The organism is Pseudooceanicola nitratireducens (assembly GCF_900109195.1).
In the GTDB taxonomy this organism is placed as follows: Bacteria; Pseudomonadota; Alphaproteobacteria; order Rhodobacterales; family Rhodobacteraceae; genus Pseudooceanicola; species Pseudooceanicola nitratireducens.
This window is the reverse complement of sequence record NZ_FNZG01000003.1, coordinates 89,855-115,143: the sequence shown is the minus strand read 5'-3', so window position 1 is coordinate 115,143 and position 25,289 is coordinate 89,855. Positions and strand designations below refer to the sequence as shown.

The window sequence follows — 25,289 nt, the reverse complement described above, 5'->3', positions numbered from 1 at the left end:
GTCTTCTGGCCCTCGGGGGCAAGCAGTTCAAAGGGGTGCGCCTTTTTCCCTTGGCAGGGGAGGTGGGGCGGGCTAAGCCTTGGGCCATGACGACACGCCGCATCATTACCTGCTGCATTATCGCCTGCTGAGACATCCTCGCGGGCCGCTTTTCGTTTCCAAATCACGACGATCTTGCTAAGCCGCCCGCGGACCAACCGCGAGGGACCATCATGGTCGAGATACGCCTGACGAATTCGAAGACCCGCAAGAAAGAGGTCTTCGAGCCGATCGATCCCAAGAACGTCCGGATGTATGTCTGCGGGCCCACGGTCTATGACCGGGCGCATCTGGGCAATGCCCGGCCCGTGGTGGTCTTTGACGTGCTGAACCGGTTGCTGCGGTACGTCTATGGCAGTGAGCATGTGACCTATGTGCGCAACTTCACCGACGTGGACGACAAGATCAACGCCACCGCCCTTGCGCGCAAAGAGGCGGGGGCCGAGGGTTCGCTGGAGGATCTGATCCACGAGCGCACCGAGGAAACCATCGGCTGGTATCACGCCGACATGGACGCGCTTGGCGCGCTGCGCCCGGATCATGAACCGCGCGCGACCGGGTATATCCCGCAGATGATCGCGATGATCGAGGGGCTGATCACCCGTGGCCACGCCTATGCCGCCGAGGGGCATGTACTGTTTTCCGTCGGCTCTTATGCCGACTACGGTGCGCTCTCGGGCCGGTCGGTCGAGGACATGATCGCCGGTGCTCGGGTCGAGGTCGCGCCCTACAAGCGCGATCCGATGGATTTCGTGCTGTGGAAGCCGTCTTCGGACGATCTGCCGGGTTGGGACAGCCCCTGGGGACGCGGCCGTCCGGGGTGGCATATCGAATGTTCTGCCATGGCGGATGACATCCTGGGCGAGGAATTCGACATCCACGGCGGCGGCATCGACCTGCAATTCCCGCACCACGAAAACGAGATCGCGCAGAGCTGCTGCGCCCACGACCACGGCGGCTTTGCCCGCGTCTGGCTGCACAACGAGATGCTGCAGGTCGAGGGCAAGAAGATGTCCAAGTCCCTGGGCAATTTCTTCACCGTCCGCGATCTGCTGGATCAGGGCGTCCCGGGCGAGGTGATCCGGTTCGTGTTTTTGGGCACGCATTACCGCAAGCCGATGGATTGGACCGAGAAGAAGCGGGCGGAGGCGGAAGCCACGCTGCGGAAGATCGCCTTGCGCCTGAAAGACGCCTTGGAACTTGATCTCTGGTCGAGTTTGACACTGTTTGTGCCGCCGAAAGAACTGGTGGACGCCCTTTGCGACGATCTCAATACGTCGCTGGCTTTGACGCATCTGAACAGATATCTCAAAAACTCGGAAATCCATAACCTGCTGGGAACCTTGGTTTTACTGGGCTTTTCTCCGGAGGGCTTGATTGAGGAGTTTGCCTACTTCGAAGCGCGTGCGGGCGACAATGGCGTCACGCGGGGCAGCCAGTACTCCAGCCTTGGCGGCGACCCGGCCAACGGACAAGCTGATCTGCAAGGACTTGGCAGGAAGCTTGCTGAATTGCGGGAAGCCGCGATGGCGAGCAAGGATTTTTCCGAGGTGGACCGGCTCAAGGCCGCGCTGATTGAGGCGGGGGTCGAGGTGCAGATGTCGAAAAATGATGTGACGCTGTTGCCCGGTGCGGGGTTCGATCCGGCCAAGCTGGAGGGGCTGCTGTGAGCTCGGCCAGCCGCGGCGCGGGGCGGAGAGCGACCGGGGCGCTGCCCCGGACCCCGAGATATTTCGGGCAAGAGGATGGAGGGGCGCGGCATGGCTAAGGCCAACACGGTAAAGGAACGGTTGTTTCTTTATGACACGACGCTGAGGGACGGGCAGCAGACCCAAGGGGTGCAGTTCTCGACGCCCGAGAAGCATCAGATCTGTGCCATGCTGGACCGGCTGGGTGTGGATTACATCGAAGGCGGCTGGCCCGGGGCGAACCCGACGGACAGTGCCTTTTTTGCCGAAGCGCCCGAGACGCGCGCTCGGATGGCGGCCTTTGGCATGACCAAGCGGGCCGGGCGCTCGGCCGAGAATGACGATGTGCTGGCGGCGGTGGTGAACGCGGGGACGCAGAGTGTCTGCCTTGTCGGCAAGACCCATGATTTTCACGTCACGACCGCGCTTGGCATCGAGCTGGACGAGAATGTCGAGAACATCCGCGCCTCGGTCAAGCATCTGGTGGCGCAGGGGCGCGAGGCGCTGTTCGACGCGGAGCATTTCTTTGATGGCTACAAGGCCAATGCGGCCTATGCGCTGGAGTGCCTGAGGGCGGCGCATGAGGCGGGGGCGCGCTGGATCGTGCTGTGCGACACCAATGGCGGCACCCTGCCGGTGGAGATTGGGCAGATCGTAGGTGAGGTGATCGCGGCGGGGATCCCGGGCGATCATCTGGGCATCCATACGCATAACGACACGGCCAATGCGGTGGCGGGGTCGCTGGCGGCGGTGGATGCGGGCGTACGGCAGATTCAGGGCACACTGAACGGCTTGGGTGAACGCTGTGGCAATGCCAACCTTGTGACGCTGATCCCGACGCTGCTGCTGAAGGAGCCCTATCGCAGCCGATATGAGACAGGGGTGAGCGAAGAGGCCCTGCAGGGGCTGACGCAGGTATCGCGTCAGCTGGATGATATCCTCAACCGGGTGCCGGTAAAGCAGGCGCCTTATGTCGGGGCCTCGGCCTTTGCGCATAAGGCGGGGTTGCATGCCAGCGCGATCCTCAAGGATCCGTCGACCTATGAACATGTGGACCCGGGGGTTGTCGGCAATACGCGGGTGATCCCGATGTCGAACCAGGCAGGGCAGTCGAACCTGCGCCGCCGTCTGGCCGAGGCGGGGCTGGAGGTGCCGGCGGGCGATCCGGCGCTGGCGCGGATCCTGGACGAGGTGAAGGCGCGCGAGGATCGCGGCTATACCTACGACTCTGCCCAGGCGAGCTTCGAGGTGCTGGCGCGGCAGGTCCTGGGGCAGATGCCCGAGTTCTTCGAGGTCAAGCGCTACCGGGTGACGGTAGAGCGGCGGAAGAACAAGTACGATCAGATGGTCAGTCTGTCGGAAGCGGTCGTCGTGGTGAAGGTCGATGGCGAAAAGCGCCTGTCGGTCAGCGAGTCGATGGATGAGGCCGGGACCGATCGCGGCCCGGTGAACGCGCTGGCGACTGCGCTGGCCAAGGACCTGGGCCAGTACCAGGAGGCGATTTCGGACATGCACCTGGTCGACTTCAAGGTGCGGATCACCCAGGGCGGGACCGAGGCGGTAACCCGCGTCATCATCGACAGCGAAGACGGGGCCGGGCGGCGCTGGTCCACGGTCGGGGTCAGCCCGAACATAGTGGATGCCTCGTTCGAGGCGCTTCTGGATGCGATCAACTGGAAGCTGCTGCGCGAAACGCAAGCGGGCTGACGGCAGGGACCGCAGTAAGGCCAATGGCAGGGAGAGGACGGAAATGATCATCAAGGTGCTGACGATTGCGGGGATCTCTCTGGCCATCACGGCGGGGATTGCCCTGGGGCTGGTGGCGTCGCAAAAGCCGCGGGATCTGGTCGGCGGAACGGGCGGTCTGGATTTCGACCGGCTGATGGGCGCGGGTGCCGCGCCGCTGCCGGTGCAGGAGGCTCCGTTGCGCGATGGATCCAAGACCTTGGTGCGGCATCTGGAGGGGCCCGAGGGCGCGCCGCTGGTGGTTCTGGTGCATGGCTCGGGCTGGGATGGCGGCCAGTTCGACGGGATGGCGGCGGAATTGGCGCAGGTGGCCGATGTGCTGGCCCCGGACCTGCGCGGCCATGGTGCCGCGCCCGATCGGCGCGGGGATGTGGATTACGTCGGCCAGATGGAAGATGATCTGGCGGATCTGATCCGGGCCTATAGACGCGATGAAAATCAACGGGTTGTGCTGCTGGGCCATTCCTCTGGCGGAGGGCTGGTGATCCGCTTTGCGAAGGGGGCTAACCGGGCGCTGATGGATCGGGCGGTGCTATTGGCGCCGTTCGTGCAATATGACGCGCCGATGCAAAGGCCCAATTCGGGGGGATGGGCGCAGCCGCTGACCCGGCGGATCATCGGGCTGTCGATGCTGAACATGGCGGGGATCACGGCGCTGGATCATCTGGTGGCGATGCAGTTCCGCATGCCCGACGCGGTATTGAGCGGGCCGCAGGGCCACCGCGCGACGACCGCCTATAGCTGGCGGTTGAACAAGGGCTATGCGCCGCGCCGCGACTGGCGCGAGGATGTGGGGTCGCTCCCGCCCTTCCTGCTGGTGGCGGGGCGCGAGGACGAGGCCTTTGTCGCCGAGGGCTATGAGCCTGAATTCACGAAATATACCGGCGAGGGGCAGTATCTGCTGCTGGAGGGTGTGGGCCATCTGGACGTGGTGAATGATCCCGCGACCCAAGCGGCGGTGAAGGATTTTCTGGCGAATGGCTGACTTTGATCTGAACGCCTGTGCCGCCCTGGTGGAGCGGGGCGATCCGGTGCGGTTCCGCGCGGCCATGGCGGCCCCGGTGCCGGCGCGGGCGGTGCTGTTTCCGCTTTATGCCTTCAATATCGAGGTGGCGCGCGCGCCCTGGGTGACCGGAGAGCCGATGATCGCGCAGATGCGGCTGCAATGGTGGCGCGATGCCCTGGCCGAGATCGCAGAGGGCGGCGTGGTCAAGCGGCACGAGGTGGTGACGCCCCTGGCGCTGGCGATCCGGGCCGAGGACGTGCCCGCGCTGGACCGGCTGGTGGCGGCGCGGGAGAGGGATATTTCGGGTGAGCGGTTCGCGGATGAGGCCGCGCTTTGGTCCTATCTGGAGGCCACGGCGGGCGGGCTGATCGAGGTGGCGGCGCGGCGTCTGGGCGGGGGCACAGCGATGGCGGCCTCGGCGGGACGGGCGCTTGGGCTGGTGAACTGGCTGATGGCGGTGCCGGCGCTGCGGGCGGCGGGGCGGCAGCCTTTGCCGGAAGGTGCCGATATCGCGGCGCTGGCGCGCGAGGGGCTGGTGGCTTTCGACGTGGTCGGGCGGGGCTTGCCGGGCCTCACGGCCTCGGCGCGCGGGGCGTTCCTGCCACTGGCGGGGTTCCGGGGCGTGTTGCGCCGGGCGGCGCGGGACGTGGCGGCGGTGGAGGAGGACCGGCTGGAACCGGGGCCCTTTGCCGCGCGCCTGCGGCTGGCGTTGACCGCCGCGACGGGGCGGCTGTGGTAGGGGTTTACGCCTTGCGGCGCGACAGGTAGAGGGCCGGAATGCCCAGATTTGCACTTCAGATCGAGTATCACGGCGCGCCCTTTGCCGGGTGGCAGCGCCAGGCGGATCAGCCCTCTGTTCAGGGGGCGATCGAGGCGGCCTTGGCGCGTCTGGAGCCGGGGGCGCATACGATTGCCGCCGCCGGGCGGACGGACGCGGGGGTGCATGCCACGGGGCAGGTGGCCCATTGCGACCTGGAGAAAGACTGGGATCCCTTCCGCCTGTCGGAGGCGCTGAACTATCACGTGAAGCCCGCGCCGGTGGCGATCCGCGCCTGTGTGCGGGTGGCCGATGACTGGCACGCCAGGTTTTCCGCCATGGAGCGGCGCTATCTGTTCCGGCTGTTGATGCGGCGCGCGCCGGCGACCCATGATGCGGGTCTGGTCTGGCAGGTGCCGCATGATCTGGATCTGGATCTGGTGCGGCAGGGGGCCGAACATCTGGTCGGGCATCACGATTTCACCACCTTCCGGTCGGTGATCTGCCAGGCGAAGAGCCCGGTGAAGACGCTGGACGAAATCCGGGTGGAGCGGGTCGAGGGGTTCTCGGGCCCCGAGCTGCGGTTCCATCTGCGGGCGCGGTCGTTCCTGCACAACCAGGTACGGTCCATCGTCGGCACGCTGGAGCGGGTTGGCGCGGGGGCCTGGACCCCGGAGCGGGTGCGCGAGGCGCTGGAGGCGAAAAACCGCGCGGCCTGTGGTCCGGTCTGCCCGCCGCAGGGGCTGTACCTGGTTGGGGTTGGTTATCCGGATGCGCCGTTCGGGGGGTAATTGGGGTGTTGGTCCGGTTGGGACCAAGGCCCGGCCGGTGCGCGAAATGGTGAGGGGGCTGGGGGACGCTGTCCCCCTGCGACAGTCGGGGACTGTCGCCTCCCCCTGGGATATTTGGGAAAACCAAAGAGACGCATTTGGGAGCTGCCGCGTCGCAGCGGGGTTTTCTGTTTCCGCCAGAGGGGGCATATTGGAGCGATGAGCGAGTCTTTGACATTGCCGGCAGGTCCGGTTGGCGGGTGGCCCGAGTTGCAACCGGGCTGGGTCTGGCTGTGTGGCGCGGGCCCGGGTGATCCGGGGCTGCTGACGCTGCATGCGGTCAATGGCCTGCGCCAGGCCGACGTGGTGATCTACGACGCGCTGGTGCAGGAGGATGTGCTGAGCTGGGCCCCCCAGGCCGAGCATATCTATGCCGGCAAGCGCGGCGGCAAACCCTCGGCCAAGCAGCGCGACATTTCCCTGCGCCTGGTCGAGCTGGCCCAGGAGGGCAAGCGCGTGCTGCGGCTGAAGGGGGGCGATCCCTTTGTCTTTGGGCGCGGCGGGGAAGAGGCGCAGACGCTGATCCAGCACGGCGTTCCGGTGCGCATCATTCCCGGCATTTCGGCGGGTATCGGCGGGCTGGCCTATGCCGGCATCCCGGTGACGCATCGCGACGTGAACCAGTCGGTGACCTTTGTCACAGGGCACGACCAGTCGGGCAATACGCCGGGGTCGCTGAACTGGAAGGCCATCGCCGAGGGCGCGCAGGTGCTGGTGATCTACATGGGCATGAAACATGTGGCGCAGATCGCAGGCGCGCTGCTGGACGCGGGCCGCCCGGCGGATGAGCCGGTGGCCGTGGTGTCCCAGGCGACGACGCCGGATCAGAAGGTGCTGGAGACCACCCTTGGCCGAATGGTCGAGGATATCGCCGGATCCGGCATGGAGCCGCCGGCGATCCTGTGTATCGGGCGATCTGTCCTGATGCGTCAGGTGCTGGACTGGCAGGGGCTGGCCGCGGGTGAGGCCCCGCGCAACCTGGATCCCCTGGGGCGCGGGCGACCGGCCGAGGTGTCCTGATCCGATGGCTGCAGGCCGGGGGGTGATCCTGGCCGCGCCGTCTTCGGGCGCGGGCAAGACGACGGTGACGCTGGCGTTGCTGCGTCTGCTGGCGCAGAGGGGCGTTGCGGTCCGGGGGGCGAAATCCGGGCCGGACTATATCGATCCGAAATTTCACGAGGCCGCCTGTGGCCGGGTCTGTCTGAACCTGGACGCCTGGGCGATGACGCGCGCCCGGGTGGCGGCGCTGGCCGGGGCCGGGGGTGAGGCAGGGGCTGACGAAGGGCTTTTGGTCATCGAAGGGGCCATGGGGCTGTTCGACGGGGCCCCGCCGGACGGGCGGGGCGCGGTGGCGGATCTGGCGCGCGATCTGGCCCTGCCGGTGGTTCTGGTGGTGGACGCGGGTCGGATGGCGCAATCGGTGGCCCCGCTGGTCGCGGGCTTTGCGGGCCATGATCCGGGCGTGCGCGTGGCGGGGGTGATCCTGAACAAGGTCGGATCGGCGCGCCACGCGGGGATGCTGCGCCGGGCGTTGGAGCCTCTGGGCCTGCCGGTGCTGGGGGCGCTGCCGCGGCGGGCGGATCTTGCGATGCCCTCGCGCCATCTGGGGCTGGTGCAGGCGGGCGAACGGGCGGATCTTGAGGACTTCCTGGATCGTGCGGCCGAGGCGCTGGAGGGCGGCGTGCCGGGGGATCGGCCCTTTGACCTTGAGGCGCTGGTGGAGCTGGCGACCGGGCTGCCGCAGGCGGGCGACGCGCCGGGTATGGAGCCACCGGCACAGAGGATCGCCGTGGCGCAGGACCAGGCCTTTGCCTTTGCCTATCCGCATCTTTTGCGCGACTGGCGCGCGCGCGGAGCCGAGATCACGCTGTTTTCGCCGCTGATGGACGATCCGGTTCCGCAGGCGGATTTCGTCTATCTTCCCGGTGGTTACCCGGAGCTTCACGCCGGGCGCATTGCGGCGTCCGAGGTGTTTCTGACCTCCCTTCGGGCACATGCGGAAACGCGGCCCGTCTATGGCGAATGCGGCGGCTACATGGTGCTGGGCGAGGGGCTGGTGGATGCCGAAGGCACCCGGCATCGCATGGCGGGGCTTCTGGGGCTTGAGACCTCGTTCCAGACGCGGCGGATGCATCTGGGCTATCGTCGGTTGCGCGCGGGCCAGGGGCCGATGCAGGGCGATTGGGCGGGGCATGAGTTCCACTATGCCACCACGCTGAAAGCTGAAGGTGAGGCGCTGTTCCAGGCCTGGGATGCCGAGGGCACGCGGCTGGAGGACATGGGGCTGCGGCGAGGACATGTCGCCGGGTCCTTTGCGCATGTGATCGACCGGGGCTGAGCAACGCTCCTTAGCCGCGGACCTGAGAAGCGGGCTGGATCAGGGGGCCAAGCACCAAGCCAGGGCCGGGGTTCAGTCAGTCCCAAGGGCCGGCGCAAGTTTCTGCATGCACAGGTCTGCAACCACACGCGGCGGTTTGCCGCTTGTGCGGGGCTTGGTCGCGGGCTACGGATTTCGCATGAGCAATCCTGAATACATCCCCGACGACGCCCGCGCGAAACGCAATGTGATCGTGCTTGTTCTGGCCCAGGCGCTTCTGGGCGCGCAGATGCCGATGATCTTCACCATTGGCGGGCTGGCGGGGCAGTCGCTGGCCTCGAACGTGTGTTTTGCGACGCTGCCGATTTCCATGATCGTGCTTGGGTCGATGATCGCGGCGACGCCCGTGTCGGCGATCATGCAGAAATACGGACGGCGCGCCGGGTTCTTCCTGGGGGCCGCAGGCGGCGCAATCGGCGGGGTGATCGGGGCCATCGGGCTGTATTACGCCTCCTTCCCGATCTTCCTTCTGGGATCGTTCTTTACCGGGTTCTACATGTCGGCGCAGGGGTTCTATCGCTTTGCTGCTGCCGATACCGCGTCCGAGGCCTTCCGGCCCAAGGCGATTTCCTATGTCATGGCGGGCGGTCTGGCGGCGGCGCTGATCGGGCCTCAGCTGGTCAAGGTGACGGCGGACGCCATGGTCGTGCCCTTCCTGGGCACCTACCTGGCGGTGATCGTGGTCAATGTGGTCGGATCGCTTCTGTTCACCTTCATTGACATCCCGCGCCCGCCGGTGCCGTCGCAGGACGCGCCCAAGGGGCGCAGCCGGAAAGAACTGATCACCACGCCCGCGATCGCCGTGGCGGTGATCTGTGCCATGGTCTCCTATGCGCTGATGAACCTGGTGATGACCTCGACGCCGCTGGCGGTCGTGGGCTGCGGCTTCGACAAGGGCAATGCGGCCGACGTGGTGTCGATGCACGTGCTGGCCATGTATGTGCCCAGCTTCTTCACCGGCCATCTGATCGCGAAATTCGGGGTCGAGAAGATCGTCGCCGCCGGTCTGGTCATCCTTGCAGGTGCCGGGGCCGTGGCGTTGCAGGGGGTCGAGCTTGAGAATTTCTTTGTCGCGCTGGTGCTTCTGGGCGTGGGCTGGAACTTTGGCTTCATCGGGGCGACCACGATGCTGGCGGGATCGCATGCGCCGCATGAACGCGGACGGATGCAGGGGCTGAACGACCTGATCGTCTTTGGCGGGGTCACCGTGGCCTCGATGGCGTCGGGCGGGCTGATGAATTGTTCGGGCGGCACCGCGCAGGCGGGCTGGACGGCGGTGAACCTGGCCATGGCCCCCTTCCTGGTGCTGGCGGGCGGGGCGCTGATCTGGCTGGCCTTCCGGCCCAAGGGGCAGGCGGCCTGAGAACAGGCCCGAGGCGGGACCTGAGACGGGGCTTTAGAACGGGCCCAAGACGGGCCCGGGCAGGGCGGGCGCAGGGGAAACCGCGCGCCTGAACCCGCCAGATCGCGGAAAACCAAAGGGAAATCCCTTGGAAAACCTCTGGCAGGCGGGCGGATGCGTGCCTATCTTGACCCCATGGGCAGAAGGGGACGCAATCCGTGATCATTGGCGATATTGCCGACAGCGTCGCGCGGCAGGTCGAGGCCGTGGGCGACACCGTGACGGGTGCCTTCTTTGAGCCGGTCATCCGTCTGGGCGTCACCGGGCTGGCGCGGGCGGGCAAGACGGTCTTCATCACCTCGCTGGTGGCGAACCTGCTGGACCGGGCGCGGATGCCGGGGCTTCTGGCGCAGTCCGAGGGGCGGATCGTCAGCGCCTATCTGCAGCCCCAGCCCGACGACACGGTGCCCCGGTTCGACTATGAACCCCATCTGTCCGCGCTGACCGGTGCCGATCCCCACTGGCCCGAGAGCACCCGTGCGATTTCCGAGTTGCGGCTGTCGCTGAAGGTCCGGCCGCGGGGGCTTCTGTCGGGGATCCAGGGGCCGCGCGTGGTGCATCTGGATATCGTCGATTATCCCGGCGAATGGCTGCTGGATCTGGGCCTTCTGGATCGCAGTTTCGCGGAATGGTCGGAAGAGATGCTGGCGCGGCTGCGCGGCCGGGAGGAGGCCGCAGGGTTTCTGGCGGTCATGGCGGATCACGCCGGGCAAGAGGAATGGGATGAACCGCAGGCCCAGGCGCTGGCGCGGGCCTATACCGAATACCTTCAGGCCGCGCGGGCCGCGGGTTATTCCGATCTGACGCCGGGGCGGTTCCTTCTGCCCGGGGAAATGGCCGGGTCTCCGGCGCTGACCTTTGCCCCCATGACGCCCGAGGACAAGGCCCCGCGCAAGGGCCTCTGGCGCGAGATGGAGCGCCGCTTCGAGGCATATAAATCCCAGGTCGCCAAACCCTTCTTCCGCGATCACTTTGCCCGGATCGACCGTCAGGTGGTGCTGGTCGATGCGCTTGGCGCGATCCACAAGGGGCCGCGCGCGGTCGAGGATCTGCGCCAGACCATGGCGGACATCCTGGGGGCCTTCCGGCCGGGGCGGAATTCCTTCCTGTCGCGCATCCTGATCGGCCAGCGGGTGGAAAAGATCCTGTTTGCGGCCACCAAGGCGGATCACCTGCACCACGCACAGCATGGCGCGCTGACGGGGATCATGCAGGCGCTGGTGCGCGATGCGGTGGACCGGGCGCAATTCGCCGGGGCCGAGACTCAGGCGCTGGCTCTGGCGTCCCTACGGGCCACGGTCGAGGAAACGCTGACCCATCAGGGCCGGCCTTTGGATTGCGTACGTGGAACCTTGCTTGAGGCTGACGGCACGCGCGGGCGCAAGGCGGCGATGTATCCCGGAGAGCTTCCCGAAGATCCCGCCCGGTTGCTGAACCCCGCGCGGCAGGGGCAACAGGCCTGGCTGGATGGCGAATATGACCTGATGAGCTTTGCCCCCGCGCTGCTGCGCCTGAAGCCCGGCGAAGGCCCGCCGCATATCCGTCTGGACCGCGCCGCACAGTTCCTGATCGGGGACCGGCTGTGAGCCGGCTGGTGATCCGCGACGGGGAACCGTTGGATGCGGGGGCCACGGGGGCGATCCTGGGCCAGTCGGTGCGCGATCACCGCTGGATGCCGCAGCTGTATTCCGAGGCCGAGAATATCGCCCATCTGGGGCGGCTGATCGACCTTGGCTGGGTGCGGGTGGCCGTGGATGGGGTGATCCGGGGATTTCTGGCGCGCGAAGGGGCCTATGTGCATGCGCTATACGTGGCGCGGGGCGCGCGCGGGTCGGGCATCGGGCGGCGGCTGATTGAGGACGCGATGGCCCAGGTCGACCAGTTGGAGCTGCACACCTTCGAGGCCAACGCCGGGGCGCGCCGGTTCTATCTGCGCATGGGGTTTATCGAGGCCGAACGGTCCGACGGCGCGCGCAATGACGAAGGGCTGCCGGATATTCGATACGTCTGGCAGGCCGGGCGCGATGCGACCCGGGCGAGGGGCGAAAGAACAGGAGCAAGCGCATGAGCGAAGGCAAACGCCGCGGGCCGGTGATGATCGACCTTGAAGATACCCGCGCCGACACCCCCGAGGTGAACCCGGCCGAAGCCCCGCCCGTGCCCGATGCGCCGGGGGTGCTGTCCGGCTCCATGCCCGAGGGGCGCGCGATGCAGATGGCGGCAACGCTCGCCGGACGGAGACCGTCGCGGCTCGCCCGGTGGTTCTGGGGGCTGCTGGCCACGCTTGTCGGGGCCTTTGTCTCGGTCGCGGCCTGGAACGTGGTGACTGGGCTGATCGCCTCGAACCTCTGGCTGGGCTGGGCGGTGACGGTGCTGATCGCGGCCTTCGGGCTGGTCTGTCTGGCGATCGTGGTGAAAGAGGCCGCGGCCTTTGCCCGGCTGTCGCGTATGGACCGGCTGCACCACCTGGCGCAGGAGGCCGCGACCTCGGGCGATCTGAAACAGGCGCGCGACTTTGCCGAGAAGCTTGAAGCGATCTATCGCGCGCGTCCGGATCTGGACTGGCACCGCGACCGGTTTTCTGAACGGCGGGACGAGCAGTTCGATGCCGCGTCCCTGCTGGCGCTGGCCGAGGCCGAGCTGGTCGCCCCCCTCGACGCCGCCGCCCTGCGCGAGGTCGAGGCCGCCGCGCGCCAGGTCGCCACGGTGACCGCGCTGGTGCCCCTGGCCTTTGCGGACGTGGCGGCGGCGATGACCAGCAATATCCGCATGATCCGCCGGGTGGCCGAGGTCTATGGCGGGCGGTCCGGCACGCTTGGGTCCTGGCGGCTGATGCGGGCGGTGATGACGCATCTGGTGGCCACGGGGGCGGTGGCCGTGGGCGATGACATGATCGGATCGGTGCTGGGCGGCAACGTGCTGGCCCGGCTGTCGCGCCGCTTTGGCGAAGGCGTGGTGAACGGTGCGCTGACCGCCCGCGTTGGCGTCGCCGCGATGGAGGTCTGCCGTCCCATGCCCTTTGGCGAGGGGCGCCGCCCGTCAGTAACTGGCGTGCTGCGCCGGGCGCTGACCGGGCTTTTCGGGGACAAGGCATGAGCCGGGTCTTGCGTGCTTTGGCGCGAGTGTTTCGGCGCGAGAGGGCGGTCGTGGAGCCGGACCCGGTGCAGGAGCCCGACCGCGTCGCCGATGCCTCGGACCCGGCGGTGGCGCTGGCGATGCGGATCATGGCCGAAGAAGGGGCGGTTTCGGATGAGGCCACGCTGGCCGAGGAGCTGGCGGCGGTGAAGGCGGAATATGCTGAGGCTAGGGACGAGGACCGGCCGGCGCTGATGCGCCAGATCGCGCAGCTGTCGATGCGGCAGGCCATCGCGCGGGAGGCGCGGAAGAAGTTTCTGTCGTGATGGGCTGTCTCGCGTCGAGGGGGTGAAGCGGACGGGGGCGCTGGCCCGTCACGCCGGAGGTTTGTCACGTAGAGGTGGGCGAGGGGGCGCTGGCCCGTCACGCCAGAGGCGTGCCGACGTAGAGGCGGGCGAGGGGGCGCTGCCCCCTCGCGCTCCCCCGGGATATTTCTGGCAAGAGGATGAGGGAAGGGGGCGCTTTGGTGGGGGGTGTGTTTGGGGGTGTGTTTGGGGGGGGCGGGGGGAGGTTGGATAGGGCGGGCGCAGCGCGTCGGGCGGGGCGGGGCGCGGGCATTCGTCGCTTTACCCTGTGCGGGGGCGGGCCTATAAGGCGGGCAAGATGTTTGGTTTTGCGATCATCATTCGAATTACATGCCCGGCGCTCTGAGCAGAGACGCCGGGACAAGGCGTATGGGATCCCGCGCCGCCACACCCCCTGACAGACACACCGAATTGAAACGGATCACTCAAGATGTGCGCCGATACGCCAAATACGCAGCCTGACTACAAAGACACGCTGAACCTGCCCAAGACCGATTTCCCGATGCGCGCGGGGCTTCCCAAGCGCGAACCCGACTGGCTTGCCAGATGGGAGAAGATCGGCGTCTATGACCGCCTGCGCGAGAAAGAGGGCCGGGAGCCCTTTACCCTGCATGACGGCCCCCCCTATGCCAACGGCCATCTGCACATCGGCCATGCGCTGAACAAGACGATCAAGGACATGATCGTGCGCTCTCACCAAATGATGGGGCATGACAGCCGCTATGTGCCGGGCTGGGATTGTCACGGGCTTCCGATCGAATGGAAGATCGAGGAACAATACCGCAAGAAGGGCAAGAACAAGGACGACGTGCCGGTTGTCGATTTCCGCCAGGAATGCCGCAAGTTCGCGGAAGGCTGGGTCGACGTGCAGCGCGAGGAGTTCAAGCGCCTGGGCATCACCGGCAATTGGGCCGATCCCTATCTGACCATGAATTTCCACGCAGAGCGGGTGATCGCCGAGGAATTCATGAAGTTCCTGATGAACGGCACGCTTTACCAGGGCTCCAAGCCCGTGATGTGGTCGCCGATCGAGCAGACCGCCCTGGCCGAGGCCGAGGTCGAGTATCACGACAAGGAAAGCTTCACCATCTGGGTGAAGTTCAAGGTCGCGAACGAGGGTCACGATCTGCAGGGCGCGCATGTGGTCATCTGGACCACCACCCCCTGGACCATCCCGTCGAACAAGGCCGTCGTCTATGGGGCGGATTATGCCTATGGCCTTTACGAGGTCACCGGCACGCCCGACGAATGCTGGCTGAAGGTGGGCGAAAAATATCTGCTGGCGGACAAGCTGGCGGCGCAGACCTTTGCCCGCGCCCGTCTGGAAGATGGCCAGTGGACCCGTGTACGCGATGTCTCCACCGAGGAGCTTTCGGGCCTATCCTTGCAGCACCCGCTTGCCGGGGCCGAGGGGTCGAACGGCGAATGGGACGATCTGCGCGATTTCCGCGCTGCGCCCTTTGTCACCGACGAGGAAGGCACCGGGTTCGTGCATTGCGCGCCCTCCCACGGGATGGAGGAATACGAGCTGTATCGTGACCTTGGCATGCTGGAACAGGTGATCACGTACAACGTGCTGGACGATGGGTCCTTCCGCAAGGATCTGCCCTTCTTTGGTGGCAAATACATCCTGAACCGCAAGGGCGGCGAGGGCGAGGCCAACAAGGCGGTCATCGACAAGCTGGTCGAGGTCGGCGGGCTGATGGCGCGCGGCAAGATCAAGCATTCGTACCCGCATTCCTGGCGGTCCAAGGCCCCGGTGATCTATCGCAACACGCCGCAGTGGTTTGCCGCCATCGACCGCAAGGTCGGCGACGGCCGCGATGAACATGGCGAGACGATTCGCGAACGCGCGCTGAAATCCATCGAGGAGCTGGTGAAATTCACCCCGATCTCGGGCCGCAACCGTCTGCATTCGATGATGCTGGCACGGCCCGACTGGGTTCTGTCGCGTCAGCGTGCCTGGGGCGTGCCGCTGACCTGCTTCACCCGCAAGGGGGCGCTGCCCACGGATGCGGACTTCCTTCTGCGCGATCCGGCCGTGAACGCCCGTATCGCCGAGGCCTTCGAGGCCGAGGGCGCGGACGCCTGGTACAAGGACGGCGCGAAGGAACGGTTCCTGGGGGCTGACTACAACGGGGACGACTGGGAGCAGGTGTTTGACATCCTCGACGTCTGGTTCGACTCGGGCTCGACCCATGCTTTCGTGCTGCGCGACCGTGAAGACGGCACCGAGGACGGCATCGCCGATGTCTACATGGAGGGCACCGACCAGCACCGCGGCTGGTTCCATTCCTCGCTTCTCGAGGCCTGCGGCACCCTGGGCCGCGCGCCCTATCGCAATGTGGTCACCCATGGCTTCACGCTGGACGAGAAGGGCAACAAGATGTCCAAATCGCTTGGCAATACCGTGGCCCCCGAGGATGTCATCAAACAGTACGGCGCGGATATCCTGCGGCTCTGGGTTGCGCAGGCGGATTATACCGCCGACCAGCGGATCGGTGACACGATCCTGAAGGGCACCGCCGACAGCTATCGCCGGCTGCGCAACACCATGCGGTTCATCCTGGGATCGCTTGGGGATTTCTCGGAAGATCAACGGGTTGCGCCCGCCGATATGCCCGAGCTGGAGCAATGGGTGCTGCACCGCCTGGCCGAGCTGGACGATGTGGTGCGCCAGGGGTATCGCGCCTTTGATTTCCAGGGTGTGTTCCAGGCGGTCTTCAATTTTGCCACGGTGGAGCTGTCGTCGTTCTATTTCGATATCCGCAAGGATGCGCTGTATTGCGATGGCGAAACCCCGCGGGCCCATGCGGCGCGGACCGTGCTGGACATCCTGTTCCACCGTCTGACCACCTGGCTGGCGCCGGTGCTGGTCTTCACCATGGAAGAGGTCTGGCTGGAGCGCTATCCGGGCGAGGACAGCAGTGTCCACCTACAGGATTTCCCCGAGACGCCCGCCGCCTGGAAGAACGACGCCCTGGCCGCCAAATGGGCCCGTGTGCGTCAGGCGCGCCGGGTGGTGACCGCAGCGCTGGAAATCCAGCGCACCGAGAAGGTCATCGGCGCCTCGCTTGAGGCGGCACCGGTGGTGCATGTGGAGGACGCAGATGTTCTGGCGGCGCTGAAGTCGGTGCCCTTCGAGGATGTCTGCATCACCTCGGCCATCAGCCTGACCGCCGATCCCGCCCCGCAGGAGGCCTATCGCCTGCCGGAAGTGCCGGGTGTTGCGGTGGTCTTTGAAAAGGCCGATGGCGAGAAGTGCCAGCGCTGCTGGAAGATCCTGCCGGACGTGGGCAGCCATGCGCATGACGCGGTCTGCGGCCGTTGCGACGGCGCGCTGGACTGAGGTCTTCGGTCCTTCGGGATCGGACAGGTGAGATTGAGAGACCCCGGAGCCATTTGGCTTCGGGGTCTTTTCTTGTGGAGTGGGTGGGGCTGGTCCATCACGCCGGGGGCGTGCCGACGTAGAGGGGGTGAGGGGGCGCTGTCCCGTCACGCCGGAGGCGTGCGACGTAGAAGGAAGCGAGGGGGCGCTGCCCCCTCGCGCTCCCCCGGGATATTTCTGGCAAGAGGATGGGAGGAGGGGGCGCGGGTTGGGAGCGGCGGTGCCTCAGGCGGATTGGTGGGCGCGGTCGACGTGGCGCAGGATCTCGACGGCGAGGTCGAGCATCGGGCAGGGCACGCCGCGGGCGTGGCCGACGGCGGCGGCGGCGGCGAAGATCGGCTCGATCTCCAGCGGTCGGCCCTTTTCCAGGTCCTGCAGGGTCGAGGTCTTGAAGGCCGGGTTGCGCAGGGCCAGGGCCAGGCGCTTTTCGGTGCTCATCTCGATCGTGGCGCCTTCGGCGGTGGCGATGGCGCGGACCTCCTCCATGATGGCGGCGGTGAAATCGTACAGCGGCTTGGCGGCCAGGTTCGTGCCATTGGGCGTGCGGGTGATCGCCGAGACCGCGTTGAGCGAGCAATTCGACATCATCTTGGTCCAGAGCGCATCGACGAAGGGCCGGGTCTGGCGGATCAGCCAGCCCGAGCTTTCCAGAAGCGCGGCGATGCGGGTGACGTCGCTGCGGTCCTCGCCCTCGAGCCGGCCAAGGTCAAGATAGCCCGAGATGTCATAGGAGATCAGTCCCGGTTCGGGCGTCGAGGCCCCGAGATAGGCGATGGTGCCGATGGCGCGGTCGCGTCCGATCGTGGACCAGAGCACGCCGCCGGGGTCGACCTCATCCGCGCCTTTGGTGCCGCCCTGGCCGTCGGGCAGCGGGTACCACCAGGGCACGCCGTTCACCACCGGCAGGATGCGCCCATGCGGGGCCAGCAGCGAGGCCAGCGTGCCGGCCAGGGGCGGGATCTGATGGCCCTTGAGCGCGGTGATCACCACGTCCTGCGGCGGCAGATCCTCGGGGCGGTCGGTCACGGTGACGTTCAGGGTCTCGACCTCTCCGTCCGGGTGGCGAAGGCGCAGGCCGTGATCGCGCAGCGCGGCAAATTGCGCACCACGGGCCACCAGTGTCACGCGGCCGATGTCGCCGGTCCCGGCCGCGCGGGTCAGATGCGCGCCGATGACGCCGCCGATCGCGCCAATCCCGTAGACGCAGATATCAAGCGGGCGGTCGGGAAGAGGGGGAAGCGTCATGGCAGATCCTGTCTTTGGAAAGGTTTCCGGCACGATAGGCGCGGCGGCGGCCAAGGTCGAGCCGAACAATCGGTAAAGCCGGGCATTTACAATGCGCTTGCCGGTTGGTAACGAAACGACGTTTGGACGAGGAAGGGCAATGCCATGACCGGCATCCTGTGGCAGGGCAACCAGATCGAGGGGCGATGGCGCGGCGTGACCCGCAGCTGATCCCTTTCCCTTTGCTCCCGGCCCCTCTGATGCGGCGGCCGCCATCCTGAACGAGACCCCCATGACTGACCTGACCTACCGGACCGACAGCGGTCTGATTGTCACCCGGCGCGAAGTTGCCGCCGATTATTTCCACGACAGCGATGCGCTGGCCGAGCAGTTGAACAGCCACTGCGGCGCGCTGTTTTCGTCGAACTACGAATACCCCGGGCGCTACACCAGATGGGAATTCGGCTTCTCGGAGCCGCCGGTGATCATCGAGGCGCGCGGACGCCAGATGCGGATCGCGGCGCTGAACGCGCGCGGCACGGTGATCCTGAAGCTGCTGCGCCCGGCGCTGGACGGGCTGGATGAAATCGAGAGTCTGAGTGAGATCGCGGATGGCTTTGCGCTGGTCGTAAAAACGCCCGAGCGGGTCTATAACGAGGAAGAGCGGTCGCGCGCGCCTTCGGTCTTTTCGGTGCTGCGCGCCATCGTCGGGCATTTCAAGTCGGACGAGGATCATCACCTGGGGCTGTATGGGGCCTTTGGCTATGACCTGGCCTTCCAGTTCGAACCGATCCAGTTTGAGCTGACCCGCCCCGAGGATCAGCGCGACCTGGTGCTGTTCCTGGCCGACGATCTGCTGGTGGCGGACCATTATTCGACCTCGGCCGTGCGGTATCGCTATGACTTCTCGGACGGCACGCACAGCACCGAAGGTGTGGCAGGCGGCGGCGCGGCGGTCCCGTTCGAGATCGGCCGCCAGGACGTGCCGCGCGGCGATCACAACCCGGGCGAGTACGCCGAACTGGTGCGCCATGCCAAGGCGTCCTTCCGGCGCGGCGACCTGTTCGAGGTGGTGCCGGGGCAGGTGTTCTATGAGCCTTGCAAGGACTCCCCGTCCGAGATCTTCAAGCGGCTGAAAAAGATCAACCCGGCCCCCTTCGGGTTCATCATGAACCTTGGCGACCGGGAATATCTGGTCGGCGCCAGCCCCGAGATGTTCGTGCGCGTGACCGGCCGCCGGGTCGAGACCTGCCCGATTTCCGGTACGATCAAGCGTGGCGCGGATGCGATCGAGGACAGTGAACAGATCCTCAAGCTGCTGCAGTCCAAGAAGGACGAGAGCGAGCTGACCATGTGTTCCGACGTCGACCGCAACGACAAAAGCCGGGTCTGCGAGCCGGGCTCGGTCCGGGTCATCGGTCGCCGTCAGATCGAGATGTATTCCCGTCTGATCCACACGGTCGACCATATCGAAGGCCGGCTGCGCGCCGGCATGGATGCCTTTGACGCCTTCCTGTCCCATACCTGGGCAGTGACGGTGACGGGCGCGCCCAAGCTTTGGGCGATGCGTTTCATCGAGAAGCACGAGAAATCGACGCGCTACTGGTATGGTGGCGCGGTCGGGGCCGTGGGTTTTGATGGCGACATGAACACCGGCCTGACCCTGCGCACCATTCGCATCAAGGATGGTGTGGCCGAGGTGCGCGCCGGCGCGACGCTGCTTTATGACAGCGATCCGGACGAGGAAGAGGCCGAAACGGAGTTGAAGGCCAGCGCCATGCGGGCGGCCATCCGGGGCGAGACGCGGGCCAATGACGGCGGCGGCGACGACTGGCGCGCGGCGCGCGGGCAGGGAAGGCGCATTCTTCTGGTCGATCACGAAGACAGTTTCGTGCACACGCTGGCGAATTACTTCCGCCAGACCGGGGCCGAGGTATTGACCACCCGCAGCCCGGTGGCCGACGCGGTCTTTGACGATTTCAAACCCGATCTCGTGGTGCTTTCGCCGGGGCCGGGCAATCCGAAGGATTTCGATTGTTCGGGGACCATTGAAAAGGCGCTGTCCCGTAATCTGCCGCTATTTGGCGTCTGCCTGGGATTGCAGGCGATTGCCGAATATTTCGGGGCCGAGCTGGGGCAATTGGACGTGCCGATGCATGGCAAGCCGTCCCGCGTATCGGTGACCGACCCCGGCGTGGTCTTTGACGGGCTTCCCGAAACAGTGACCATCGGTCGCTATCATTCGCTGCACGCCAAGTGCGAAAGCCTTCCGAATGATCTGACGATTACCGCGGAAACAGATGACGGAATCGTGATGGGGCTGCAGCATGGCCAACTGCCTGTGGCGGCGGTGCAATTCCACCCTGAATCGATCATGTCGCTTGGTCAGAACGCCGGATTGCGGATGATCGAAAACGTGGTCTCGGGGCTGAAAAAGGCCGAATAAAGGCACATCCCGTACAATGGTTTTACGATTGGAAAATGCCCGGCTTGTCCGGGTATTTTTTCAACCTATACTTCTGATACGCTCAATGAATTAAGGGAATACTATTGAGAATTGCGATCTGACACAATTCCGAACTTGCGCAATATTGTCTTTGAAATTACCCGATTCAAAGGAACACCTATCCCTAGGGAAGCCCTGGGGCCCACGCGATCAAAGCAAGAGAGTTACATGAGCACCATTGATCTGAATTCGCTGTCTTTGGATGAGTTGAAAAAGCTTCGGAAGGATGTCGATCTCGCCATCAAAAATTTCGAAGATCGGAAGAAAAAAGCGGCGCTTGCCGAATTGGAGGCCAAGGCAGCCGAGTTCGGTTTCTCGCTGAACGACCTGACCGGCGGCGTCCGCGCCCGCAAGGTCAATCCGCCGAAATACCGCCACCCCGAGAACCCCGACCTGACCTGGAGCGGCCGCGGCCGTCAGCCGGACTGGTACAAGGAACTGACCGGGGCCGGCACCGCGCCCGAGGATCTTCTGATCGTCAAATCGGCCTGATCCGGGCCTATCTGGCGGGGCGCGATGGCCCTGCTGCCAAAAAATGCGCCAGTGCCATGCTGCACTGGCAAAATGTCCAAGGGGCGAAGCTGCGGCTTTGCCCTTTTTTCTTTGTTTTCCGGTCTGTGACGCGCTGAGCGGCTTCCACGGGACGCTCAAACGCGCCCCGTCCGGAATGCCCGCAGTTTCAGCAAAACCGCCCATATGCGGCAGCTGCAGCCATCCTCAAAAAATTTACCAATTGATAAAAATTTTTTCCGTGCCACTCTGAATGGGTACCCAGGTGAGACCAAGGTAAGGACAGACATGACCCATAATCCAAGGACAATTGGTATCGCGGCGGGCCGGATTGCACCGGGTGAGCTGGCGGATAATTTCTCGGATCTGCATCCTCCGCTGGATTGGCATGAAGCGCGTGTGCAGGCGGATCGCTGCTATTTCTGTCACGACGCGCCCTGCATGGAGGCCTGTCCGACCTCGATCGATATTCCGCTTTTCATCCGCCAGATCGCGACCGACACGCCCGAGGCGGCGGCGAAGACGATCTTCGATCAGAACATTCTGGGCGGCATGTGTGCGCGGGTCTGTCCGACCGAAACCCTGTGCGAAGAGGCCTGCGTGCGCGAAGCGGCCGAGGGCAAGCCGGTCAGGATCGGAGAGCTTCAGCGCTATGCCACCGACCGCCTGATGGCGAAGGACGTGCATCCCTATACCCGCGCCGCCGTGACCGGCAAACGCGTGGCAGTGGTCGGGGCCGGGCCGGCGGGCCTGTCCTGCGCGCATCGTCTGGCCATGAAGGGCCATGACGTCGTGGTCTATGACGCGCGTCCCAAACCGGGCGGGCTGAACGAATACGGCATCGCCGCTTACAAAAGCACCGATGATTTCGCCCAGGCCGAGGTTGACTGGCTGCTGAAGATCGGCGGCATCACCATCGAGACCGGCAAGAAGCTGGGCGAAGGCCTGTCGCTGGATGCGCTGACGGCGGATTACGACGCGGTGTTCCTGGCCATTGGCCTGGGCGGCGTGAACGCGCTGAGCGCCGAAGGCAATGATCGCGCCGGGGTCGAGGATGCGATTTCCTTTATCGCGGATCTGCGCCAGGCGACGGATCTGACCAGTCTTCCCGTGGGCCGCAACGTCGTGGTGATCGGCGGCGGCATGACGGCGGTGGATGCGGCGGTGCAGTCCAAGCTTCTCGGGGCCGAGAGCGTCACCATCGCCTATCGCCGCGGGGCCGACCGCATGGGCGCGTCGAAGTTCGAACAGGATCTCGCCGCCTCGCATGGGGTGCGCATTCTGTTCAACGTCATGCCGGTGGCCGTGCATGGCAACGGGGCCGCGACCGAGATTGAGCTGGAGTATACCGAAGACCGCGATGGCAGGCTGACGGGCACCGGGGAAACCTTCCGCCTGGCGGCAGATCAGGTGTTCCGCGCCATCGGCCAGACCCTGACCGACGCGCCCGAGGGGATCGAGATCGTCGGCGGCAAGATCGCGGTCAACGGCGCGGGGCGCACGTCCCTCGCTGGTGTCTGGGCCGGGGGCGACTGCGCCCAGGGCGGAGAGGACCTGACCGTCACCGCCGTGGCCGAGGGCCGCGACGCCGCCGAAGACATCCACGCAACTTTGATGGGGGGCTGAGACATGGCTGACCTGACGACAGACTTTCTTGGCATCAAATCCCCCAATCCGTTCTGGCTGGCCTCGGCCCCGCCGACGGACAAGGAATACAACGTCCGCCGCGCCTTCGAGGCCGGCTGGGGCGGCGTGGTCTGGAAGACGCTCGGTGCCGAAGGGCCGCCGGTGGTCAATGTCAACGGGCCCCGCTATGGCGCGATCTGGGGCGCGGACCGGCGCCTTCTGGGGCTGAACAACATTGAACTCATCACCGACCGCCCGCTCGAGGTGAACCTGGAGGAAATGGCGCGGGTGAAGGCGGATTACCCGGACCGGGCGCTGATTGCCTCGCTCATGGTGCCCTGTGACGAAGCCTCGTGGAAGGCGATCCTGCCGCGCGTGGCGGAAACCAATGCCGACGGGATCGAGCTGAACTTTGGCTGTCCGCACGGAATGGCAGAACGCGGCATGGGATCGGCCGTGGGCCAGGTGCCCGAGTATATCGAAATGGTCACACGCTGGTGCAAGCAGTATTACGACCGGCCGGTGATCGTGAAGCTGACGCCCAATATCACCGACATACGCCGCCCGGCCGAAGCGGCGAAGAACGGCGGCGCCGATGCGGTGTCGCTGATCAACACGATCAATTCGATCACGTCGGTGAACCTCGACACCTTCTCGCCCGAGCCGATGATCGACGGCAAGGGCACCCACGGTGGCTATTGCGGCCCGGCGGTGAAACCCATTGCGTTGAACATGATCGCCGAGATCGCGCGCAATCCCGAAACGCACGGTCTGCCGATCAGCGGCATCGGCGGCGTGACCACCTGGCGCGACGCGGCGGAATTCATGGTGATGGGCTGCGGCAACGTGCAGGTCTGCACCGCCGCGATGACCTATGGCTTCAAGGTCGTGCAGGAAATGATCTCGGGGCTGTCGCAGTGGATGGACGAAAAGGGCTATGCCTCGACCGATGAGTTCATCGGCAAGGGCGTTCCGAACGTGACGGACTGGCAGTTCCTGAACCTCAACTACGTCACCAAGGCGAAGATCGACCAGGACGCCTGTATCAAGTGCGGGCGCTGCTATGCGGCCTGCGAAGATACCTCGCACCAGGCGATCGCCATGTCAGAAGACCGCAGGTTCGAGGTGATCGACGAGGAATGCGTGGCCTGCAACCTGTGCGTCAACGTCTGCCCGGTCGAGGATTGCATCACCATGGTCGAGATGGACAAGGGCTCGGTCGATCCGCGCACCGGTCGCGAGGTTGGCGATTACGCCAACTGGACCACCCATCCGAACAACCCGTCCTCGGTGCCCGCGGCCGAGTGATCGGGGACCCAGTCGGATAAACAGACGGCCCGTTCTGGCGAGCGGGCCGTTTGCTTTCGGGGTGGTATAGCTGCGCCCCGGCGGGGTGCGTGGATCACTCGATCCCGCTGCGTCGCGCGTCCCACAGGGTGATCGCGAACAGCACAACACCTGCCGCCGACAGGGCCGCGCCGACGTAACCCGAAGCCGGGAAGCCATAGCCCGCCGCCACGACCCGCGCCGCAAGGAAGGGCCCAAGCGCATTGGCCAGGTTGAAGGCCGCATGGTGAAGCGAGGCCGCCAATTGCTGCGCATCGCCGGCCACGTTCATCAGCCGGGTCTGCATCACGGTGGACACGCCGCCGAGGACGGCCATCAGTGCCACGGCGATCCCCATGGTCCAAAGGCCCGCAGTTGCCGCCAGCGGATAGGCCAGCAGGACCAGCGCCCCGCCACCGAAGGCCACGAACCCGGTCAGGTTCATGTTGCGGTCGGCAAAGGAGCCCATCACCAGGTTGAAGACGGTCATGCCCGCGCCTGCGACCACCAGCATGATGGCCACATCCGTTTCCGACCCGCCAAGCGTCGTCTGCACGGTCGAGGCGATATAGGTATAGACCGCAAAGAAGCCGCCAAAGCCGATCGCGCCGGTCGCCAGCGTCAGCCAGACCTGCCGGTTCTTCAGCGCCCCCAGTTCGCGCAGGGGGTTGGCATTGGGATCGGCCGGGGTGCGCGGGGCCTTCAGCGTCACCGCCAGCGCGGTGGCCAGCGCCAGCGCGCCGACGAACAGGAACCCCGACCGCCAGCCGATATATTGGCTGGCCCAGCTGGCCACGGGCACGCCCAGGGTGGTGGCCAGGGTCAGCCCCAGGAAGACCCGCGCCACGGCTGACGCGCGTTTGTCGCGCGGCACGACCGAGGCTGCGACCAGCGCCGCCACCCCGAAATAGGCCCCATGCGGCAGGCCCGACAGGAACCGCGAGGCGGTGAACAGGGCAAAGTCCGGGGCCAGCGCCGACAGGGTGTTGAAGACCGCAAAGGCCAGCATCAGCCAGACCAGCAGCATCCGCTTGCGCATGCGGGTGCCGGAAACGGCCAGAACGGGGGCGCCGACAACCACGCCCAGGGCATAGGCGCTGATGGCATCGGCGGCGCGCGCTTCGCTGACGCCAAGATCGGCGGCAAAGTCGGGCAGCAGCGCCATGGCGGCGAATTCGGTGGTGCCGATGGCAAAGCCCCCCATCCCAAGCGCAAACAGAACGGCGCGGGGCGAAAAGGCGGGGCGGTCATCGGAATAACCCTGGGGGGCGGTGTCTTGGGCAGTCGGGCTCATGCTTGGCTTTCGGTTGGCGTGCGGACCGGCGCGCGGGCCGGACGTCGATGCGCCTTGTGACGCACAGCTCTCTCCCTTTGGCGCAGATAGACCGGGGCCGGGCGCAGGGCAAGGCCGGGCAGGGCGCGCG

General features: G+C 65.9%; 19 protein-coding genes. 17 read left to right on the top strand and 2 right to left on the bottom strand.

Annotation, left to right across the window (positions count from 1 at the left end; translation table 11 throughout):
* The first annotated feature begins 212 nt into the window (after positions 1-212).
* The 13 genes from cysS to ileS all read left to right on the top strand — a co-directional run bounded on the left by cysS (position 213) and on the right by ileS (position 16,634).
* Positions 213-1,709 carry a cysteine--tRNA ligase gene (cysS, locus tag BMX99_RS11190; protein WP_093451599.1) on the top strand — a complete coding sequence of 499 codons (1,497 nt, stop codon included), beginning with the start codon at positions 213-215 and terminating at the stop codon, positions 1,707-1,709.
* Between the two features lie 90 nt (positions 1,710-1,799).
* Positions 1,800-3,434: a citramalate synthase gene (gene cimA, locus BMX99_RS11185; protein WP_093453229.1), complete on the top strand. Its 1,635-nt coding sequence runs from the start codon at positions 1,800-1,802 to the stop codon at positions 3,432-3,434.
* Between the two features lie 43 nt (positions 3,435-3,477).
* Positions 3,478-4,458 carry an alpha/beta hydrolase gene (locus tag BMX99_RS11180; RefSeq protein ID WP_093451597.1) on the top strand — a complete coding sequence of 327 codons (981 nt, stop codon included), beginning with the start codon at positions 3,478-3,480 and terminating at the stop codon, positions 4,456-4,458.
* Positions 4,451-5,218 (top strand): squalene/phytoene synthase family protein, encoded by a 768-nt coding sequence (locus BMX99_RS11175; RefSeq protein WP_093451594.1) that lies wholly within the window; start codon positions 4,451-4,453, stop codon positions 5,216-5,218. The genes BMX99_RS11180 and BMX99_RS11175 overlap by 8 nt, the downstream gene beginning before the upstream one ends.
* A 38-nt stretch (positions 5,219-5,256) precedes the next feature.
* Entirely contained in the window at positions 5,257-6,027 is a 771-nt protein-coding gene (truA, locus tag BMX99_RS11170; protein WP_093451591.1) for a tRNA pseudouridine(38-40) synthase TruA, read from the top strand.
* Positions 6,028-6,225: 198 nt separating this feature from the next.
* On the top strand, positions 6,226-7,086 hold the full coding sequence (gene cobA / locus BMX99_RS11165; RefSeq protein WP_093451589.1) for a uroporphyrinogen-III C-methyltransferase: 861 nt from the start codon (positions 6,226-6,228) through the stop codon (positions 7,084-7,086).
* Positions 7,087-7,090: 4 nt separating this feature from the next.
* The gene (locus tag BMX99_RS11160) at positions 7,091-8,404 is read left to right on the top strand and encodes a cobyrinate a,c-diamide synthase (RefSeq protein ID WP_093451586.1); all 1,314 of its coding nucleotides are present in this window, start codon (positions 7,091-7,093) and stop codon (positions 8,402-8,404) included.
* A 178-nt stretch (positions 8,405-8,582) separates the two neighbouring features.
* A complete protein-coding gene (locus tag BMX99_RS11155) occupies positions 8,583-9,806 on the top strand; it encodes an MFS transporter (protein ID WP_093451583.1) in 1,224 nt (407 codons plus the stop codon).
* Positions 9,807-10,003: 197 nt separating this feature from the next.
* Positions 10,004-11,431 carry a YcjX family GTP-binding protein gene (locus BMX99_RS11150; protein WP_093451580.1) on the top strand — a complete coding sequence of 476 codons (1,428 nt, stop codon included), beginning with the start codon at positions 10,004-10,006 and terminating at the stop codon, positions 11,429-11,431.
* Positions 11,428-11,913 (top strand): GNAT family N-acetyltransferase, encoded by a 486-nt coding sequence (locus tag BMX99_RS11145; protein WP_093451577.1) that lies wholly within the window; start codon positions 11,428-11,430, stop codon positions 11,911-11,913. The genes BMX99_RS11150 and BMX99_RS11145 overlap by 4 nt, the downstream gene beginning before the upstream one ends.
* Entirely contained in the window at positions 11,910-12,941 is a 1,032-nt protein-coding gene (locus tag BMX99_RS11140) for a YcjF family protein (RefSeq protein WP_093451574.1), read from the top strand. Before BMX99_RS11145 ends, BMX99_RS11140 begins: the two co-directional genes overlap by 4 nt.
* Positions 12,938-13,246 (top strand): hypothetical protein, encoded by a 309-nt coding sequence (locus BMX99_RS11135; protein ID WP_139199498.1) that lies wholly within the window; start codon positions 12,938-12,940, stop codon positions 13,244-13,246. The genes BMX99_RS11140 and BMX99_RS11135 overlap by 4 nt, the downstream gene beginning before the upstream one ends.
* 469 nt (positions 13,247-13,715) lie before the next feature.
* Positions 13,716-16,634, top strand: a complete 2,919-nt coding sequence (gene ileS / locus BMX99_RS11130; RefSeq protein WP_093451569.1) for an isoleucine--tRNA ligase — start codon at positions 13,716-13,718, stop codon at positions 16,632-16,634.
* A 264-nt stretch (positions 16,635-16,898) separates the two neighbouring features.
* Here ileS and BMX99_RS11125 read toward each other — a convergent pair whose 3' ends face one another.
* Entirely contained in the window at positions 16,899-17,918 is a 1,020-nt protein-coding gene (locus BMX99_RS11125) for a ketopantoate reductase family protein (RefSeq protein ID WP_093451567.1), read from the bottom strand.
* A gap of 271 nt (positions 17,919-18,189) precedes the next feature.
* On the opposite strand from BMX99_RS11125, the gene BMX99_RS11120 reads away from it, so the two are divergent.
* From BMX99_RS11120 to preA, 4 genes are all read left to right on the top strand, one after another.
* Entirely contained in the window at positions 18,190-20,343 is a 2,154-nt protein-coding gene (locus BMX99_RS11120; protein ID WP_093451564.1) for an anthranilate synthase, read from the top strand.
* A gap of 228 nt (positions 20,344-20,571) precedes the next feature.
* Positions 20,572-20,895: an H-NS histone family protein gene (locus BMX99_RS11115; RefSeq protein ID WP_093451561.1), complete on the top strand. Its 324-nt coding sequence runs from the start codon at positions 20,572-20,574 to the stop codon at positions 20,893-20,895.
* 306 nt (positions 20,896-21,201) lie between these two features.
* On the top strand, positions 21,202-22,539 hold the full coding sequence (locus tag BMX99_RS11110; protein WP_093451559.1) for an NAD(P)-dependent oxidoreductase: 1,338 nt from the start codon (positions 21,202-21,204) through the stop codon (positions 22,537-22,539).
* Positions 22,540-22,542: 3 nt separating this feature from the next.
* Complete coding sequence (preA, locus tag BMX99_RS11105; RefSeq protein WP_093451556.1) at positions 22,543-23,847, top strand: NAD-dependent dihydropyrimidine dehydrogenase subunit PreA; 1,305 nt, start codon at positions 22,543-22,545, stop codon at positions 23,845-23,847.
* A gap of 94 nt (positions 23,848-23,941) precedes the next feature.
* Here preA and BMX99_RS11100 read toward each other — a convergent pair whose 3' ends face one another.
* Entirely contained in the window at positions 23,942-25,159 is a 1,218-nt protein-coding gene (locus tag BMX99_RS11100; protein ID WP_093451554.1) for an MFS transporter, read from the bottom strand.
* Between the last annotated feature and the right edge of the window lie 130 nt (positions 25,160-25,289).

Bases quoted from the DNA above. Each gene is read 5' to 3' on its own strand.
- cysS (WP_093451599.1), top strand. From the start codon at position 213: ATGGTCGAGATACGCCTGACGAATTCGAAGACCCGCAAGAAAGAGGTC.
- cimA (WP_093453229.1), top strand. From the start codon at position 1,800: ATGGCTAAGGCCAACACGGTAAAGGAACGGTTGTTTCTTTATGACACG.
- BMX99_RS11180 (WP_093451597.1), top strand. From the start codon at position 3,478: ATGATCATCAAGGTGCTGACGATTGCGGGGATCTCTCTGGCCATCACG.
- BMX99_RS11175 (WP_093451594.1), top strand. From the start codon at position 4,451: ATGGCTGACTTTGATCTGAACGCCTGTGCCGCCCTGGTGGAGCGGGGC.
- truA (WP_093451591.1), top strand. From the start codon at position 5,257: ATGCCCAGATTTGCACTTCAGATCGAGTATCACGGCGCGCCCTTTGCC.
- cobA (WP_093451589.1), top strand. From the start codon at position 6,226: ATGAGCGAGTCTTTGACATTGCCGGCAGGTCCGGTTGGCGGGTGGCCC.
- BMX99_RS11160 (WP_093451586.1), top strand. From the start codon at position 7,091: ATGGCTGCAGGCCGGGGGGTGATCCTGGCCGCGCCGTCTTCGGGCGCG.
- BMX99_RS11155 (WP_093451583.1), top strand. From the start codon at position 8,583: ATGAGCAATCCTGAATACATCCCCGACGACGCCCGCGCGAAACGCAAT.
- BMX99_RS11140 (WP_093451574.1), top strand. From the start codon at position 11,910: ATGAGCGAAGGCAAACGCCGCGGGCCGGTGATGATCGACCTTGAAGAT.
- BMX99_RS11135 (WP_139199498.1), top strand. From the start codon at position 12,938: ATGAGCCGGGTCTTGCGTGCTTTGGCGCGAGTGTTTCGGCGCGAGAGG.
- ileS (WP_093451569.1), top strand. From the start codon at position 13,716: ATGTGCGCCGATACGCCAAATACGCAGCCTGACTACAAAGACACGCTG.
- BMX99_RS11125 (WP_093451567.1), bottom strand. From the start codon at position 17,918: ATGACGCTTCCCCCTCTTCCCGACCGCCCGCTTGATATCTGCGTCTAC.
- BMX99_RS11120 (WP_093451564.1), top strand. From the start codon at position 18,190: ATGACTGACCTGACCTACCGGACCGACAGCGGTCTGATTGTCACCCGG.
- BMX99_RS11115 (WP_093451561.1), top strand. From the start codon at position 20,572: ATGAGCACCATTGATCTGAATTCGCTGTCTTTGGATGAGTTGAAAAAG.
- BMX99_RS11110 (WP_093451559.1), top strand. From the start codon at position 21,202: ATGACCCATAATCCAAGGACAATTGGTATCGCGGCGGGCCGGATTGCA.
- preA (WP_093451556.1), top strand. From the start codon at position 22,543: ATGGCTGACCTGACGACAGACTTTCTTGGCATCAAATCCCCCAATCCG.
- BMX99_RS11100 (WP_093451554.1), bottom strand. From the start codon at position 25,159: ATGAGCCCGACTGCCCAAGACACCGCCCCCCAGGGTTATTCCGATGAC.